We start from the raw sequence: 18178 nt of genomic DNA, 5'->3' as shown, positions 1-18178 counted from the left end.
GTGTCTGGAGCGACGGGAGCCTCACGAGGAACGGGTGTCAGAACGCGGAGCGGGGTCAGATTTCCCGCCAGGCCTCCAGCGCGAGCCCCGGCTCGTCCTTGCGGCGGGTGAACAACAGCGTGCCGGTCGACGGGGACAGGGAGGCCGCGACGACCTCGTCGCGCTCGTCGAGCGCCAGCGACACCAGGGCGTCGGCGGGCAGCGGAGGGCCGGACTCGGTCCACCAGGCACCGGCCGACTCCTGTTCGGTGGGATAGGCGGCGAAGGCGACCCGGCCGCTGGCCGACCGCTGGGCGAGCACCGTGCAGTCGTGCCCCTCGATGTCGCAGCGCACGGCGGAGACCGGGCCCGGGCCGGCGGAGGCGAGGAGGGTCACCGGCTTCTCGCCGGGCCGCCAGGCGCACAGGTCCCCGGACAGGTCCGTGAAGAAGACGGTGGTGTGCTCGGCGGACGTGGCGAGCGCGCGCAGGGTCCCCGGACGGGCGGGGACGTCGACGCCCTCGGTGCGCTCCGGCTTCTTCCCGTCCCCCTCCTGCCGCCAGTGCAGGATCCCGCCGGACACGCAGGCGTACAGCTCCACGAGCCCCGACTCCCCCGTCACGGCGGCCAACTCCCCCTCGACGTCGCGCCCTTCGAGGTCCAGCCAGCCTCCCCAGCCGCCCTTGACCTTCTGGTTGCGCAGGCTCACCCCGCCGCCCTGGTTCCGGACGAAGACGTAGCCGCGCCCCGCGCCGTCGACGGCGACGGCCGGCGGCCCCGTCCGGTCGCCCTTCTTGTCCGGGTGGCCGATCGGGATCCAGTCCAGGGGCGCGAGACCGGGCCGGAAGTGCGTGGAGTGCACGAGCCCCGACTCCCCCGGCACGGTGGGCCGCCAGGCGGCCAGGTGGGCGTACCCGTCGGCGCCCTGGCCGACCGCCGGGCCCGGGTGCAGCTTCTGGTCGCCGCCGACCCTGCGGGGGGTGTCCTCCCAGGGGCCGGCGGGGCCGCGCTCCGCACGGCACAGGACGGCGTCGCCGGAGGGCAGATAGACGGTGAGGCGGCCGTCGCGGCCGCGGATGAGCCAGTCGCCGTTCACCAGTTCACTTTATGCGGGCCGGACCGCTCGGCGCGCCGCCCGCCCCTGCCGGGGCGTCATCCCGCGTGCGACCCTGGCCACATGCCTGACCACATGACCGGCCCCGCGCCTCTCCTCGTCGTCGTCGACGCCGCGAACGTCGTCGGGTCGGTGCCCGACGGGTGGTGGCGGGACCGGCGGGGAGCCGCGGAGCGGTTGCGGGACCGGCTGGCGGCGGACGGGGTGCCGGGGGTGGACGGGCCGGTGGAGATCGTGCTCGTGGTGGAGGGGGCGGCGCGCGGGGTGGAGTCCGTGCCCGGGGTGCGGGTCTCGTCGGCGCCGGGCAGTGGCGACGATCACATCGTGGAGGTGGTCGCCGCGGCCGGCGACCGTGCCGTGCGGGTGGTGACGGCGGACCGGGAGCTGCGGAGGCGGGTCGTGGAGCTGGGGGCGGAGGTGGCGGGGCCGCGTACGGTGCGGCCGTAGGGGGCCGGGCCGGGTCTCTGCGCCGCTCTGCGTTTCGGGCGCCGCCCCAGCGGCACGACTGCCCGCAGCTAGGCTCCCGGTGTATCTCCCGTCCTCGTCTGCTCCTCCTTGCCCAGGCGGCTGTGTGTGCGGCCGTACAGGAAGTAGACGATGAACCCCGCGGCCATCCAGATCCCGAACCGCACCCAGGTCTCCGCGGGCAGGTTGATCATCAGCCACAGGGAGGCGCACACCGACAGGATCGGGATGACCGGGACCCACGGGGTGCGGAACGCCCGGGGCAGGTCGGGCCGGGTCCGGCGCAGGATGATCACGCCGATCGCGACGACCACGAACGCGAACAGCGTGCCGATGTTCACCAGCGCGGCCAGCTCGGTCAGCGGCGTGAAGCCGGCGAGGATCGCGATGATCACGCCGAGCAGGATGGTCGGCCGGTGCGGGGTCTTGAACCGCGGGTGGACGTGGGAGAAGAACCGCGGCAGCAGTCCGTCGCGGCTCATCGCGAAGAAGACACGGGTCTGGCCGAGCAGCAGGATCATGCAGACCGTCGTCAGGCCGACGGCGGCGCCGAAGCTGATGAAGCCCGCGAACCAGGGATGCCCGGTCGCCTTGAACGCGTCGGCGAGCGGGGCGTCCACGGACAACCGGCTGTAGTGCTGCATGCCCGTGACGACGATCGACACGAGGACGTACAGCGTGGTGCAGATCAGGAGGGAGCCGAGGATGCCGCGTGGCATGTCGCGCTGCGGGTTCCTGGTCTCCTCCGCGGCGGTCGCCACGACGTCGAAGCCGATGAAGGCGAAGAACACGACCGAGGCGGCGGTGAAGATGCCCATCACGCCGAAGTTGGAGGGAGCCCAGCCGAACATGAGCTGGATCAGCGGGGCCTGGAGACTCTCCCCGGCGTCCACGGCCTTCTCCTTCGGGATGAAGGGGTCGTAGTTGTCGCCCTTGATGAGGAACGCGCCCGCGATGATGACGACGAGGACGACCGTCACCTTGATCGCGACGACCAGGGAGGTGATCCGCGCGGAGAGCTTCATGCCGAGCACGAGGATGCCCGTGAGGACCAGGACGAGCGCGGCGGCGAGGATGTCGAAGCCGAAGGCGTCGGCGCCCTCCCGGCTGCCGAGGGCCACGGGCATCTCCCAGCCCGCGTTGTCCATGAGCGACTGGATGTACCCGGACCAGCCGACGGCCACCACCGCCGTTCCGAGGGCGAACTCCAGGACCAGGTCCCAGCCGATGATCCAGGCGGGCAGTTCGCCGAGCGAGGCGTAGGAGAACGTGTAGGCGGACCCGGCGACCGGGACCGTGGAGGCGAACTCGGCGTAACAGAGCGCGGCCAGCGCGCAGGCGACGCCGGCCGCCACGAACGCCAGGGCCACCGCGGGTCCGGCGTTGTTCTTGGCGACGGTGCCGGTGAGAACGAAGATGCCGGTGCCGATGATCACGCCGACGCCGAAGACGGTCAGGTCCAGCGCGGACAAGGACTTTCTGAGCGCGTGCTCTGGCTCCTCGGTATCGAGGATGGACTGCTCGACCTTCTTCGTCCGGAAGAGGGTGCTGCTCACGGGGTACCTCCCACGCTTGTCGTCCTCGACATGATCGAGAGGGGGCACCGTTCGTATGCCCCGGCGGGGATGGATTCACGCCAATGGGCCGGTTTCACCACCCTCACGGTGGTGAAACCGGCCCATTCGGCGGTTCGGTCGGCCCAGCGGCCGCGGGCGTCAGTCGCGCGCGGGCTCCACGGCGTCCACGGCGTCCGCGGTGCTGCGCTCGTAGCGCCCGTCCAGCTTGGCGACCAGCCCGGTCACCTGCCGGGCGATGTCCGGCGCGGTGAGTCCGATCTCGGCGAGGACCTCGGCGCGCGAGGCGTGGTCGAGGAAGCGCGGCGGGATGCCGAAGTCGCGCAGCGGCACGTCCACGCCCGCGTCGCGCAGCGCCTGCGCGATCGCCGACCCGACGCCGCCGACCCGGCTGTTGTCCTCGACGGTGACGACCACGCGGTGCCGCTCGGCGAGCGGGGCCATGGCCTCGTCGACGGGTTTGACCCAGCGCGGGTCGACGACGGTGGTGGAGATGCCCTGCCTGTCGAGGAGGCCGGCGATCTCCAGGCACATCGGCGCGAGGGCGCCGACCGAGACCAGCAGCACGTCCGGCCGGTCCGAGCCGGGCTCACGCAGCACGTCCATGCCGCCGACGCGGCCCACGGCGGGCACGGCGGGGCCGACGGCGCCCTTGGAGAAGCGGACCACGGTCGGCGCGTCGTCGACGGCGACGGCCTCGCGCAGCTGGGCGCGCACCTGGTCGGCGTCGCGCGGCGCGGCGAGGCGCAGCCCGGGCACGACCTGGAGGATCGACATGTCCCACATGCCGTTGTGCGAGGCGCCGTCGGTGCCGGTGACACCGGCCCGGTCCAGGACGAAGGTGACGCCGCACTTGTGCAGGGCCACGTCCATCAGCACCTGGTCGAAGGCCCGGTTGAGGAAGGTGGCGTACACCGCGAACACCGGGTGCACACCGGCCGTCGCCAGGCCGGCCGCGGAGACGGCGCCGTGCTGCTCGGCGATGCCGACGTCGTAGACCCGCTCGGGGAAGCGCTTGGCGAACCGGTCCAGGCCCACCGGCTGGAGCATGGCGGCCGTGATGGCGACGATGTCCTCGCGCTCCTCGCCGAGCTTGACCATCTCGTCGCCGAAGACGGACGTCCAGTCGGCGCCGCTGGTGGCGATCGGCAGGCCGGTGTCGGGGTGGATCTTGCCGACGGCGTGGAAGCGGTCGGCCTCGTCCTGGAGGGCGGGCTGGTAGCCGCGGCCCTTCTCGGTGAGGCAGTGCACGATGACCGGGCCGCCGAAGCGCTTGGCCCGGGCCAGGGCGGACTCCAGGGCCTCGATGTCGTGGCCGTCGATCGGGCCGACGTACTTCAGGCCGAGGTCCTCGAACATGCCCTGCGGGGCGATGAAGTCCTTCAGGCCCTTCTTGGCGCCGTGCAGGGTGTCGTAGAGCGGGCGGCCGACGACCGGGGTGCGCTCCAGGACCTCCTTGGTGCGGGCCAGGAAGCGCTCGTAGCCGTCGGTGGTGCGCAGGGTCGCCAGGTGGTTGGCGAGGCCGCCGATGGTCGGCGCGTAGGAGCGCTCGTTGTCGTTGACGACGATGACGAGCGGGCGGTCCTTGGCGTCGGCGATGTTGTTCAGCGCCTCCCAGGCCATGCCGCCGGTCAGGGCGCCGTCGCCGATGACGGCCACGACGTGGTCGTCGCGCTTCATCAGCTCGTTGGCCTTGGCGATGCCGTCGGCCCAGCCGAGGACCGTCGAGGCGTGCGAGTTCTCGATGACGTCGTGCTCGGACTCGGCCTGCGAGGGGTAGCCGGACAGGCCGCCCTTCATCTTCAGCTTCGAGAAGTCCTGACGGCCGGTGAGCAGCTTGTGCACGTAGGACTGGTGGCCGGTGTCCCAGAGCACCTTGTCCTTGGGCGATTCGAAGACCCGGTGCAGGGCGATGGTGAGTTCCACCACGCCGAGGTTGGGGCCCAGGTGACCGCCGGTCTTGGAGACCGCTTCGACGAGGAAGGTCCGGATCTCCTCCGCCAGCTGGTTCAGCTCCTCCAGGCTGAGCCGGTCCAGATCGCGCGGTCCCGTGATGCGGGTCAGCAGCGGCACCCGTGCCTCCTTGCAGTAGAGCTGTTCGAGCTGTTGCCGGGCGTGTCGAGTCTAATGTTCCGCCCCTGCGGACCGTGCCGAGGCCGTGCGTCATACGTCACGCATTCGGCTGTACCCAACTTGTGCCCCACCTACGACACAACTGTGCCCGGCACCTCGAGAGGCACCGGGCAGCAGTTCGTTCCGTCCTACGCGCGTCCCGCCGTCTTCTGCGTCTTGCGGGTCACCGCGTCGATGACCACCGTGGCCAACAGCACACCACCGGTGATCATGTACTGCACCGGAGAGGCGATGCCCTCCAGCGCGAGCCCGTACTGGATCGACACGATCACCAGGACACCGAGCAGCGCGTTCCACGTCCGCCCGCGCCCGCCGAACAGCGACGTACCGCCGATCACCGCCGCGGCGATCGCGTTCATCAGCAGGTCACCGCCACCGGCGCCCTGGTTCGCCGCCGCGATCTTCGACGCGATGAACAGACCGCCCACCGCGGCGAAGGTCCCGGAGATCGCGAACACCGAGATCCGGACCAGCTCCACGTTGATGCCGGCACGCCGCGACGCCTCGACGCTGCCGCCGAGCGCGAACACCTTCCGGCCGTACGCGGTGCGCCGCAGCACGAAGTCCGTGACCAGCAGCACCACGATGAAGATCACCACGGCCAGCGGCAGGCCCTTGTACTGGTTGAAGACGATCGCGACGGCGAAGGCCACGATCGCCAGCAGCACCGTGCGCAGCACGGTCTCGCTCAGCGGCCGCGACGGCACACCCGCGGCCTCACGGCGCCGGTTGCCGAGGAAGGAGCTGAGGAAGTACCCGGCGGTCACCACGGCGGCCAGTCCGTACGCGGCGGCCACGTCCGAGAAGTAGTAGCTGGTCAGCTGGGCCACGACCCCGTCCGGGTCGAGGTTGATCGTGCCGTTGTCGCCCAGGATCTGGAGCATGAAGCCGTTCCAGAACAGCAGACCGGCCAGGGTGACGGCGAACGCGGGGACGCCGATCTTCGCGAAGAAGAAGCCGTGCACCGCGCCGGCGACCGTGCCGGTGAGGATGGCCAGCACGAAGGCCAGCCACTCGTTCATGCCGTTGGTGACGTTCAGCACGGCGAAGCTCGCGCCCGCGACACCGCTGACCGAACCGACCGACAGGTCGATCTCGCCGAGCAGCAGCACGAACACGATGCCGACGGCGATCATGCCCGTGCCGACCATGGCGACGGACATGTCCGACAGGTTGCCCGCGGTGAGGAAGTTGGAGTTCAGGCTCGTGAAGATGATCCAGATGACCGCGAGGCCGATGACGACCGGCATCGATCCCAGGTCACCGGACTTCATCTTCCGCTTGAACTCGGTGACGTATCCGGCGAGGCCCTGCTCGCGCACCAGCAGCCGGGGGTCGACGACCGTGACGGCGGCCTTGGCCGCCTCGGGGTTCTCCACGACGTGTTCTTCCGGAGCCGCGGAGGTCTTGTCGATGCTCACTTGGAAACCTCCCCGTTCGTGCGCGCCGCACGGCGGGTCACGGCGTTGTCGGTGGCGCCGGTGATGGCGGAGATGATCTCTTCCTGCGAGGTCGACTTGACCTCGAAGACGCCGTTGTTGCGCCCGAGGCGCAGCACGGCGACCTTGTCGGCGACGGCCTTGACGTCGGCCATGTTGTGGCTGATGAGGATCACCGCGTGACCGCGCTCGCGCAGCCGCTCGACCAGGTCGAGGACCTGCGCGGTCTGCTCGACGCCGAGGGCGGCGGTGGGCTCGTCGAGGATGACCAGCTTCGGCTCGCCGAGCATGGACCGGGCGATGGCCACGGTCTGGCGCTGGCCGCCGGAGAGCGAGGCGATCGGGATGCGCACGCTGGGGATGCGGATCGACAGCGTGTCGAGGAGCTCGCGGGAGCGGCGCTCCATCTCCACCTCGTCCAGGACGCCGCGCTTGCGGATCTCCCGGCCCAGGTAGAGGTTGCCGACGACGTCGATGTTGTCGCAGAGCGCGAGGTCCTGGTAGACGGTCGCGATGCCCAGGTTCTGGGCGTCGTGCGGCTTGTTGATCTGGACGGACCTGCCGTCCCATTCGATGACGCCCTCATCGATGGGGTGCACGCCGGCGATCGTCTTGACCAGCGTGGACTTTCCGGCGCCGTTGTCGCCCACCAGGGCGACCACCTCACCGGCGTGGACCTCAAGCTCTACGTCGGTGAGCGCCTGAACGGCACCGAACCGCTTGGAGACCCCGCGCAACGCCAGCACGGGCGTAGCGGACACGTGAACCATCTCCTTCGCCGCCTGACCCGGCGGGAGGTTGTGCAGAAGTGTGGGAGGAGTGATCCGTCCGGCGCCCCGCGGAGCTTGCGGGGCTGGTAGGGCGGGGCGCCGGAGGAGACTCGGGACAGCCTGTCCCGCACGGGAGGTACGGGAGCCCGGACGCGGACTCCCGTACCCCTCAGGGGACCTGACGGCTGCTTACTCGAGACCGATCTTGTCGCAGGCGGCCTTGTACTTGCCGGTGCAGATCTCGCCGACGGTGTAGATGCCGTCCTTGATGACGGTGTCCTTGATGTTGTCCTTGGTCAGCGAGACGACCGGGACGAGGACGGAGGGGATGGCCTTGGTGGTCGGGCTGTCGACCTTGTCCTTGGCGATCGAGTCGAGCGACTTGCCCTGGGCGAGGGCGACGGCCATCTCGGCCGCGACGTCCGCCTCCTGCGGGTAGGGCTTGTAGACGCTCATGTACTGCTCACCGGTGACGATGCGCTGCACACCCGCGAGTTCGGCGTCCTGGCCGGTGACGGGGATGTCGGCGATGCCGGCGGCCTTCAGGGCGGTGATGATGCCGCCCGCCATGCCGTCGTTGGCGGAGTAGACGCCGACGATCTTGTCCTTGCCGAGGGCGGAGATGGCGCCCTCCATGTTGGAGTTGGCGTTCTCCGGCTTCCACTCCTTGGTGTCGTACTCGCGGCCGATCTTCACCTTGCCGTCGAGCACGGAGTGCGCGCCCTTCTTGAACTGGGCGGCGTTCGGGTCGGTGGAGGACCCGTTCATCATGACGATCTGGCCGTCCTTGGCCTTGTCGCCCAGGGCCTTCAGCAGGGCCTCGCCCTGGGTCTTGCCGACGGTCTCGTTGTCGAACGAGGTGTAGGCGTCGATCGGGCCCTCGGCCAGGCGGTCGTAGGCGACGACGGGGATGCCCGCGTCCTTGGCCTTCTTCACCGAGCCGGCGATCGCCTTGGAGTCGACGGCGTCCACGATCAGCACGTCGACCTTGTTGGTCACCATCGTGTCGACCTGCTGGTTCTGCGTGCTGGCGTCCTGCTTGGCGTTGGCGTAGACGACCTCGCCCTTGCCGTTGGTGAGCTCCTTGACCTTCGCCTCGATGAGCGGACGGTCGAACTTCTCGTAACGGGCGGTCGCGTTCTCCGGAAGGAGCAGGCCGACCTTGATGTCGTCGCCCTTCTTGGCGGACCCGGTGGAGTCGGCCTTGTCGCCGGACTCCTTGGCGCTGCCACAGGCAGCAAGCGAAACGGCCATCGCACCGGCGGCAATCGCAACAGCGGCGCGACGCATACGCGTGTTCACTTCAGAAACCTCCCTGACGAGGCCGCGACATTGCGGCCGAGGTGGCTGGAAGTCAACTCGGCCACACGTGCGACGTCAAGAAGTAAATCCTTAACGAGATGGCAACGGTGCCATCCGTTCTCTAAGTGAAGGCAGGGGTCGCCGCCCGCAGCGCCCCAACGGCAGTCCCGTCCAAAAGTGTTGAATCGCCCATCTCGCTGAGCGCGAGGGCGAGCGCTCCGAGCACCTCCGCACGTCCGCCGAGTGCCCCGGGGAGAACGGACAGCTGGCGCGCCGCACTGGGGATGGCGTAGCGGCCGACGGACTCCCGGATCGGCCCGAGCACCAGTTCACCGGCCTCGGCGAGATCACCGCCGAGGACCACCCGGCTCGGGTTCAGAAGGTTGCAGAGATTGGCCACTCCACTGCCGATGTGGCGGCCGACGTCGGCGATCACCCGACGGCAGCCCGGGTCTCCGTCCCGCGCGAGCCGTACGACGCCTTCCATGGTCAGGTCGGTGCCGTGACTGGACTGGAGGAGCGGGAGCACGTAGCGCGCGGCCGCGAAGGTCTCCAGGCAGCCGCGGTTTCCGCAGCGGCAGACGGGGCCGGATTCGTCGAGTGTAATATGTCCGATTTCTCCGGCGGTGCCGCCGGGGCCCCGGTAGATCTTTCCGTTGATCACCAGGCCGGCGCCGACACCGCTGGCGACCTTGATGTACGCCAGGTCGCGGACGCCCCGGCCGCTGCCCCAGACCATCTCGCCGAGGGCGCCGAGGTTGGCGTCGTTGTCGACGTGCACGGGGACGCCGAGGCGGCCGCGGAGCTCCTCGGCGGGCTTGGTGCCGGTCCAGCCGGGGAGGATGGCGGTCGAGCCGAGGGTGCCCGACTCCACGTCGATCGGGCCGGGGACGCCGAGGCCGACGCCGGCGATCTTGGTGCGGTCGACGCCGGTGGCCTCGATCAGGCGGGTGACCAGCTGTTCCGCGCGGTCGAAGCCCTGGGTCGACGAGGCGTCGACGTCGAGGGGCTCGGACTCCTCGGCCAGGACCTGGTGGGCGAGGTTGCCGATGGCGACGCGGAGGTGGGTGTGGCCGAAGTCCACGCCTATGACGATGCCGGCGGCGCCGCTCAGCGACACGCTGCGGGCCCTGCGGCCGCCGGCCGAGGTGGGGGTGACCTCGACGGTTCCGCTGTCCTTGAGCTCGCGGACGATGTTGGACACCGTCGCCGCGGACAGGCCTGTCGTCCGCGCGATCTCGGCCTGGGTGAGGGAGCCCGCCAGGCGCACGGCTCGTACGACCCGCTCCAGGTTGGCTCGGTGCAGTGACGACTGCGACCCCGGAGTCTCCACGACGACCTCCTGCGCACGGGGCCGCTTCGATGAGACCCCGTCTATGTCCAACTAGTGAACTCTAAGCTGAGCCGTTCGGGTTGCCTCCCGTCAAGAGGTTGAACTGATTCCGGGGTGTACGCATACCGTCGCGGACGGCTACGGGGGCTTCCGGCGGTGAGGGTGCGCGTCTTTCGCCTACGCCGGGTGGAGGGGCGGGGCCGCGCCGGGGGGTGTCCGTCCTCGGAACGGCGCGATGGGGTTGCGTACCGACTCGCTGTCCGTTGACGCGCCAACCGCTGCGGGCGGACACCCCCCGACACGGCCCCTTGCGCCGTCTCGCGGGTGCGGGCGCGTCTCGGCTGCCGCCGCAGACCCGTCGCCGCGGGGCCCGCCGCCTGGCTGCGGGCCGCCCGTCCCGCCTGGCTGCGGGCCGCCCGCCCCGCCTAGCTGCGGGCAATCGTGCCGCTGAGGGCGGCACCCGTCCCAAAGAAGCGGCACCCCGCTGCGCCGGGCTGCGGACCCACCCGGCAGCGGCTGCGGCGGCCCGTGCTACTTGAGCGCCCCTGCCGTGAGACCCTGCACCACCTGCCGCTGAAAAATGACGTACGCGGCGAGAACCGGCAGCATCGCCATCACCAGACCCGCGAAGAGACCCGACCAGTCGCCCTTGTAACCCTGGCTGACGGCCAGCTGGACCAGGCCCTGGGTGAGAACCCGCTTATCGGGGTCCGTGTTGAGGACCGTGGGCAGCATGTACTGGTTCCACTGGCCCAGGAAGTTGAAGATGCCGACGCTGATCAGGCCCGGCTTGGCCATGGGCAGCATGATCTGGAAGAACGTGCGGCTGTGGGACGCGCCGTCGACGAAGGCCGCCTCGGCGATCGACGTCGGCAACGTGCGGAAGAACGCCGTCAGGAAGAACACCGTGAACGGCAGCGAGTAGGCGATGTAGACCAGGATCAGGCCGTGGATGGTGTTCAGCAGGCCCATGTTGTTCACGACGTAGAACAGCGGGACCAGCGCGAGCATGATCGGGAAGCTCATGCCGCCGATGAACAGGTAGTAGATGAACCGGTTGCCCGGGAAGTCGAAGCGGGCCAGGACATAGGCCGCCATCGAGCCGAGGACGAGCGTGCCGATGAGCGAACCGCCCACCACGAGGACCGTGTTGAGGAAGTAGTCGCTCATGTTGGCCTGGGTCCACGCCCGCGACCAGTTGTCGAAGTGCAGGGAGTCCGGGAGCGACCAGGGCGAGCTGAAGATGGAACGGTCGTCCTTGAAGGACGTCATGACCGCCCACAGCAGCGGCATGACCACCATGAACGCCCAGATGACCAGGACGCCGTGGGAGAAGACGTTGAGGACCGTGCCCTCCTTCTTCTCCTTCAGGGGAGGGGGCGGCTTGATGTCCGTCTTGGTGATCGGGGCTCCGGACTCGGCCGGGAGCGGCGCGGGGGTTTCGGTCGTCTTCATCGGTCAGTACTCCAGCCGCTCGCGACGGCCCAGCCGCATCACCACGGCGGCGAAGGCCAGCGTGACGACGAGCAGGGCGACACCGATGGTGGTGGCGTAGGCGGCCTGCCCGTCCCGGAACGCCTTCTGGTACACGTACAGGACCATGACGGTGGTCGAGTAGTCGGGACCGCCCGGCCCGGTCGTCATGATCTGCACGACCGCGAACGACTCGGCGCCCAGGGCGAGGATGCCCATGTAGACCCAGCCGGACTGCACGGTGTCCCACAGCAGCGGCAGGGTGACGCGGAAGAACGTGGTGAAGCGGTTCGCGCCGTCCAGCAGCGCCGCCTCGTACATCTCCGCCGGGATGGAGGCCATGCCGGCGGAGAAGAGGACCACGAAGAAGCCGACGGTGGACCAGACGAGGACCGCCATCACGGCCCAGAGCGCCAGGTCCGGGTCGCCGAGCCACAACGGCTGGACGTTGTCGAGGCCGATGCCGCGCAGGATCGAGTTGATCGCGCCGCTGTCCGGGTTGTACGCGAACGCGAACAGCAGCGCGACGATGGCGATCGAGAGGACCTGCGGGAAGAAATAGACGATCTTGTAGAAGGAGGAGCCGCGGACACCGGTGATCACCGGGCCGTTCTTTCTCTTTCTGCCGCCCACGTTGATCATGAAGGCGAAGAACAGCGCGAGGCCGATCGTCACCACCGGCAGCAGGAGGGCGAACAGCAAGCTGTGCTGCAACGACTTCCAGAAGATCTCGTCGTCGAGCATCCGGCTGTAATTGTCGAAACCGACCATCTTGAATTCGGGGCTCAGGCCGGTCCAGTCCGTGAACGAGTAGTAGATGGACTGGATGAACGGCCAGACCACGAAGAGCGCGTACAGTCCCAGGGGCAGCGCGAGGAAGCCCACGATGAACCGGTACTTGCCGTGCTGCATCGCCACTCCGGTGCCGTTGCGGAAATTGGGTTTCCGGTGCTGTTACTGGTGCTTGTAGTGCTTGATCGAGGTGTCCTTGGCGGTCTCGTCGGCGAAAGCCTGGATCTTCTTGATGGCCTCGGCGGGAGTGAGGCGGCCGGCCATCATCTCGCCGAGGCCGGAGACGCCGATCTTCTCCTTCTGCAACTGGACGTACCAGTCCTGCATACGCGGGTTCACCACGTTCTCGCCCGCCTTCTCCAGGGCCGCGACGCCCGACTTGAGACCGGGGGTGAGGGCGATTCCGTCGGTGCCGCCGTTGTACGCGGTCAGCGACTTCACCTTGCTGGTGAAGTTCTTCGAGGACGCCTCGCTGAGCATGATGCGCAGCTGCTCCATGCCGCCCTCGGCGTTCTTCGCCTTGGCCGGGACGATGAAGGGCTCACCGCCGGAGGCCCAGATGGTGCCGAAGGGCATCTTGTCGGAGGAGTCGATGCCGGTGGGCGCGGAGACGGCCAGGTCGAAGTCCTTCGGGATGACGTTGGCCGACTCGTTCTCCACCCAGGAGCCGTTCGGGATGAACAGCGCCTTGCCCTCGGCCCAGGCGGTCTGCGACTGGATGTGGTCCAGGCCGGGGGTGCCCTTGAGCACGTAGCCCTTCTTGTAGAGCTCGTAGTACGCGTCGAAGCAGGCCTTGACGGCCGGGTGCTTCCAGGCGTTCGGCTCCAGGTTGTCGATGGCGTCGAGGACCTCTCGGCCGCCGACCTTGCCGATCATGGGGTAGAGGGAGAAGGGCAGGTAGTACGGGTACTTGCCCGCGTACGTCCAGCCCGCCATGCCCTTCTTCTTGGCCTTCTCGCAGACCGCGAGCATCTGGTCCCAGGTCTCGGGGTACTGCTCGTCGAGCGAGTCCAGGGCCTTCTGCGAGTACCAGACGCCGTAGACGGTGTAGGCGTAGTAAAGGATCCAGACCGGGTCGCCGTCCAGCTGGCCCATCTCCACGATGCCGGGGCGCAGCGTGTCGCGGACCTTCTTGCCCGGGTCGTCGTAGGAGGGCGCGTCCAGCAGCGGGGTGAGGTCGGTGAGCTGGTTCTTGCTGGAGAGGATGCCCATGTCCATCTGCTCGGCGCCGGAGTTGTCGACGAGGTCGGGCGGAGTGCCCTGGTTGAAGCGGGGCTGGAGGGTGGACTGGATCTTCTGGGTGGCGGAGAACTTCACCTTCGCCTCGGGGAAGTTCTTCTCGTAGATCTTCACGGCGTCCTCGGCGTACTCCTTGCCGAAACCGCCGTCGAACAGGACGAATTCCATGCCCGCGGTGTCATTGACGCCGAGCGGGTTCTTCGCGGTCTTCTTGCCGGCCTTGGCCTTGTCACCGCTGTCGCCGCCGCCGCTGCTGGCGCAGGCGGACAGGAAACTCATCGTGGGGACGGAGATCAGCCCGAGCGCGGCGGACCTTTTGATCAGATCACGGCGGCCGACACCCTCGGTGCCGTGGTTCTCGGCGGAAGTGGATCCCATGCTCAAGTCCTCGCCTTCTCCAGGACTCAGGCGGTGAACCGGATCCTTCCCGGCACCGCGATCGGGTCAAGCTGGGTCGTGCAGGAAAGTGCGGGTGCTGACGTGCGGGCGCTGACGTGCGGATCGTGTGAAGCGTCCGACAGGTATAGTCCACTTCCCGCCGGCGGATCAAGATCGAACACAAGGTTGGCCGTGGGTCTTATCCGAGTTGAGACCTCGCGGAAGTATGAGCGGCCTGTGTGTTCTCCGGTGGAAATATCCCGGTCATGGCCCCCGAATGCCACAGGCAACACCCTTGACACTCCTCATGACTTGGGCAACTACTGGTCCTTGCGCATCGAAGTTGACAACGTTGTCCACTGCGCAGGGAGGGTACCCGTTGATGCAGCGGAAAGCTCGGCACAGATGGGGCACGGCGGTCGTGTCGGCGACCGCCTTCGCTTTGGCCCTGGGCTCACAGGGCGTCGCGGTCGCACTGCCCGGAGCCCCCGAGACCCCCGACCGGAAGTTCATGTCCTCCTTCGAGGCGGATGACCCGGTTCCAGACTGGCAGAACACCGTCGACACGGCACCGGACGGCGGCAAGCGGGCCTCGGGCGTGGACGGCGGCTACAGCAGCGGCATACCGGGCAACGTCACCGACCACGTCACCGACGTCCGGGCCAGCGCCGAGAACACCGGCGGCGGCGAGGTGAAGGAGAACCTCGTCGACGGCGAGCCCAGCACCAAGTGGCTCACCTTCGAACCCACCGGCTGGGCCGAGTTAGACCTGGACAAACCAGCCAAAGTGGTGCGTTACGCAGTGACGTCGGCCAACGACCACGACGAGCGCGACCCGAAGGACTGGACCCTGAAGGGCTCCGCCGACGGCACGGACTGGAAGACCCTCGACACCCGCTCGGGCGAGTCGTTCCCGGAGCGGTTCCTGACCAAGACGTACGACCTGGCGGAACCCGCCGAGTACCGGCACTTCCGGCTGGAGGTCACCGGCAACAACGGCGGCGAGATCCTTCAGATCGCCGACCTCCAGCTGTCCACGGGCGGCGATGACGGGCCCGTCCCGCAGGACATGCTCTCCCTCGTCGACCGCGGCCCGAGCGGCTCCCCCACCGCCAAGGCGGGCGCCGGGTTCACCGGAAAGCGGGCCCTGCGTTACGCCGGCCGCCACACCGCCGACGGGCGGGCGTACTCGTACAACAAGGTCTTCGACGTGAACGTGGCCGTCGGCCGGAACACGCGGCTGTCGTACCGGATCTTCCCGTCGATGGCGGACGGCGACCTCGACTACGACGCGACGAACGTCTCCGTCGACCTGGCCTTCACCGACGGCACCCATCTGAGCGAGCTGCGCGCCACCGACCAGCACGGCTTCCCGCTGACCCCGCGGGGGCAGGGTGCGGCGAAGATCCTCTACGTCAACCAGTGGAACAACGTGGTCGCGCGGATCGGGTCGGTGGCGGCCGGGAAGACCGTGGACCGGATCCTGGTGGCGTACGACTCCCCCAAGGGCCCGGCGAGGTTCCGCGGCTGGCTGGACGACGTGAGCATCGACTCCGTCGCGCCCGAGCGGCCGAAGGCGCATCTGTCGGACTACGCGGTGACGACCCGCGGCACGAACTCCAGCGGCGGCTTCTCGCGCGGCAACAACTTCCCGGCGACGGCGGTCCCGCACGGCTTCAACTTCTGGACGCCGGTGACCAACGCGGGTTCGCTGAGCTGGCTGTACGACTACGCACGTGCGAACAACGCGGACAACCTGCCGACGATCCAGGCGTTCAGCGCGAGCCACGAGCCGAGCCCCTGGATGGGCGACCGGCAGACCTTCCAGGTGATGCCGTCCGTGGCCGGCGGGACCCCGGAGTACGGGCGGGAGGCGCGGGAGCTGGCCTTCCGGCACGAGAACGAGATCGCGCGGCCCTACTACTACGGGGTGCGGTTCGAGAACGGGCTGAAGGCCGAGATGGCGCCGACGGACCACGCGGCGGCGCTGCGCTTCACCTACCCGGGCGACGAGGCGAGCGTCCTCTTCGACAATGTGACCGACCAGGCGGGGCTGACCCTCGACGAGGAGAACGGGATCGTCACCGGCTACTCGGACGTGAAGTCCGGGCTGTCGACGGGCGCGACCCGGCTGTTCGTCTACGGCGAGTTCGACAAGCCGGTGGCCGAGGGCGACTCCAGCGGTGTGAAGGGCTATCTGCGCTTCAAGGCCGGCGAGGACCGGACCGTCACCCTGCGGCTGGCGACCTCGCTGATCAGCGTCGACCAGGCCGAGGACAACCTGCGCCAGGAGATCCCGGAGGGCCGGTCCTTCGAGGCGGTGAAGAAGAGCGCCCAGCGGCAGTGGGACCGGCTGCTCGGCAAGGTGGAGGTCGAGGGGGCGACTCCCGACCAGCTGACGACGCTGTACTCCAGCCTGTACCGGCTCTACCTGTACCCGAACTCGGGGTTCGAGAAGGTCGACGGGACGTACCGGTACGCCTCGCCCTTCTCCCCCATGCCGAAGCCGGACACCCCGACGCACACCGGCGCGAAGATCGTCGACGGCAAGGTGTACGTCAACAACGGGTTCTGGGACACCTACCGGACCACCTGGCCCGCGTACTCGTTCCTGACGCCGTCCCGGGCGGGCGAGCTGGTCGACGGGTTCGTGCAGCAGTACAAGGACGGCGGCTGGACCTCCCGCTGGTCCTCCCCGGGCTACGCGGACCTGATGACGGGCACCTCGTCGGACGTGGCGTTCGCGGACGCGTACGTCAAGGGCGTCGACTTCGACGCGAAGGCGGCGTACGACGCGGCCGTGAAGAACGCGACGGTCGTCCCGCCGAACTCGGGCGTCGGCCGCAAGGGCATGGCCACCTCCCCGTTCCTCGGCTACACGAGCACCGAGACCCACGAGGGCCTGTCCTGGGCGCTGGAGGGCTACCTCAACGACTACGGCATCTCCCGCATGGGCCGGAAGCTGTACGAGGAGACCGGTGAGCGGCGCTACAAGGAGGAGTCGGAGTACTTCCTGGACCGGGCCCGCGACTACGTGAACCTCTTCGACGAGAAGGCCGGGTTCTTCCAGGGCCGTGACGCGAAGGGCGACTGGCGGGTCGAGTCCGCGAAGTACGACCCGCGGGTCTGGGGCCACGACTACACCGAGACCAACGGGTGGGGCTACGCCTTCACCGCCCCGCAGGACAGCCGGGGCCTGGCCAACCTGTACGGCGGGCGCAAGGGCCTCGCCGACAAGCTCGACGAGTACCTCTCCACCCCGGAGACCGCCTCCCCCGAGTTCGTCGGCTCCTACGGCGGTGTCATCCACGAGATGACCGAGGCGCGCGACGTGCGGATGGGCATGTACGGGCACTCCAACCAGGTCGCCCACCACGCCCTCTACATGTACGACGCGGCCGGGCAGCCCTGGAAGACGCAGAAGAACGTCCGCGAGGTGCTGTCCCGGCTGTACACCGGCAGTGAGATCGGGCAGGGCTACCACGGCGACGAGGACAACGGCGAGCAGTCGGCCTGGTTCCTGTTCTCCGCGCTCGGTTTCTATCCGCTGGTGATGGGCAGCGGCGAGTACGCGATCGGCTCGCCCCTGTTCGAGAAGGCGACCGTGCACCTGGAGAACGGGCGCGAGCTGGTGGTGAAGGCGCCGCGCAACAGCGCGGAGAACGTCTACGTGCAGGGGCTGAAGGTCAACGGCCGTACGTGGTCGAAGACTTCGCTGCCGCACTCGGTGGTCGCCAAGGGCGGTGTCCTGGAATTCGACATGGGTCCGAGGCCGTCGTCCTGGGGCACGGGCAAGGACGCCGCGCCCGTGTCGATCACCCGGGACGACGAGGTGCCCTCGCCGCGCGCGGACGTGCTGGAGGGTGAGGGCGCCCTGTTCGACGACACGTCGGCCACGGACGCGGCGGTGACGTCCGTGGACCTGCCGGCCGGCGAGGGCGCCGAGGCCGTCCAGTACACCCTGACGTCGTCGGCGGACCGGGCGAAGGCACCGGGCGGCTGGACGCTCCAGGGCTCCTTCGACGGTGAGACCTGGCGGACGCTGGACCGGCGCTCCGGGGAGTCCTTCGCCTGGGACCGGCAGACCCGCGCGTTCTCCGTGAGGTCGCCGGGTACGTACGAGAGGTACCGCCTGGTCCTCGACGGTGAGGCGACCCTGGCGGAGGTCGAACTGCTCGGCTGAACAA

12 protein-coding genes are annotated in these 18178 nt (G+C 69.0%); 2 read left to right on the top strand and 10 right to left on the bottom strand.

Going from position 1 to position 18178, the window contains the following annotated elements:
- Window positions 1–55: 55 nt before the first annotated feature.
- A complete protein-coding gene (locus ABZ948_RS03810) occupies window positions 56–1075 on the bottom strand; it encodes a PLL family lectin (protein WP_359756932.1) in 1020 nt (339 codons plus the stop codon).
- 93 nt (window positions 1076–1168) lie between these two features.
- Between ABZ948_RS03810 and ABZ948_RS03805 the strand changes: the two genes are divergently transcribed.
- On the top strand, window positions 1169–1540 hold the full coding sequence (locus ABZ948_RS03805; protein WP_359757001.1) for a PIN domain-containing protein: 372 nt from the start codon (window positions 1169–1171) through the stop codon (window positions 1538–1540).
- Window positions 1541–1608: 68 nt separating this feature from the next.
- On the opposite strand, the gene ABZ948_RS03800 is transcribed toward ABZ948_RS03805, so the two are convergent.
- The 9 genes from ABZ948_RS03800 to ngcE form a co-directional block, all read right to left on the bottom strand.
- The gene (locus ABZ948_RS03800; protein WP_359756930.1) at window positions 1609–3114 is read right to left on the bottom strand and encodes an amino acid permease; all 1506 of its coding nucleotides are present in this window, start codon (window positions 3112–3114) and stop codon (window positions 1609–1611) included.
- 159 nt (window positions 3115–3273) lie between these two features.
- The gene (gene dxs, locus ABZ948_RS03795) at window positions 3274–5205 is read right to left on the bottom strand and encodes a 1-deoxy-D-xylulose-5-phosphate synthase (protein ID WP_359756928.1); all 1932 of its coding nucleotides are present in this window, start codon (window positions 5203–5205) and stop codon (window positions 3274–3276) included.
- Between the two features lie 188 nt (window positions 5206–5393).
- Window positions 5394–6686, bottom strand: a complete 1293-nt coding sequence (locus ABZ948_RS03790) for a sugar ABC transporter permease (RefSeq protein WP_359756927.1) — start codon at window positions 6684–6686, stop codon at window positions 5394–5396.
- Window positions 6683–7474 (bottom strand): ATP-binding cassette domain-containing protein, encoded by a 792-nt coding sequence (locus ABZ948_RS03785; protein ID WP_010033972.1) that lies wholly within the window; start codon window positions 7472–7474, stop codon window positions 6683–6685. The genes ABZ948_RS03790 and ABZ948_RS03785 overlap by 4 nt, the downstream gene beginning before the upstream one ends.
- Before the next feature lie 189 nt (window positions 7475–7663).
- Window positions 7664–8764: an ABC transporter substrate-binding protein gene (locus tag ABZ948_RS03780; protein ID WP_359756999.1), complete on the bottom strand. Its 1101-nt coding sequence runs from the start codon at window positions 8762–8764 to the stop codon at window positions 7664–7666.
- Between the two features lie 133 nt (window positions 8765–8897).
- Window positions 8898–10109: an ROK family transcriptional regulator gene (locus ABZ948_RS03775; protein WP_359756926.1), complete on the bottom strand. Its 1212-nt coding sequence runs from the start codon at window positions 10107–10109 to the stop codon at window positions 8898–8900.
- A gap of 531 nt (window positions 10110–10640) precedes the next feature.
- Window positions 10641–11564 carry a carbohydrate ABC transporter permease gene (locus tag ABZ948_RS03770; protein WP_359756924.1) on the bottom strand — a complete coding sequence of 308 codons (924 nt, stop codon included), beginning with the start codon at window positions 11562–11564 and terminating at the stop codon, window positions 10641–10643.
- Window positions 11565–11567: 3 nt separating this feature from the next.
- Window positions 11568–12494, bottom strand: coding sequence for a carbohydrate ABC transporter permease (locus ABZ948_RS03765; protein ID WP_359756922.1), 927 nt, complete (start codon window positions 12492–12494; stop codon window positions 11568–11570).
- Window positions 12495–12536: 42 nt separating this feature from the next.
- Entirely contained in the window at window positions 12537–13991 is a 1455-nt protein-coding gene (gene ngcE, locus ABZ948_RS03760) for an N-acetylglucosamine/diacetylchitobiose ABC transporter substrate-binding protein (RefSeq protein ID WP_359756921.1), read from the bottom strand.
- A 382-nt stretch (window positions 13992–14373) separates the two neighbouring features.
- Here ngcE and ABZ948_RS03755 point away from each other — a divergent pair, with 382 nt between their 5' ends.
- Window positions 14374–18174 (top strand): GH92 family glycosyl hydrolase, encoded by a 3801-nt coding sequence (locus ABZ948_RS03755; protein WP_359756919.1) that lies wholly within the window; start codon window positions 14374–14376, stop codon window positions 18172–18174.
- Window positions 18175–18178 lie beyond the last annotated feature (4 nt).

The sequence above is a fragment of the Streptomyces olindensis genome, from assembly GCF_040645895.1.
Lineage (GTDB): Bacteria > Actinomycetota > Actinomycetes > Streptomycetales > Streptomycetaceae > Streptomyces > Streptomyces olindensis.
This window is presented reverse-complemented; position numbering and strand designations above follow the sequence as displayed.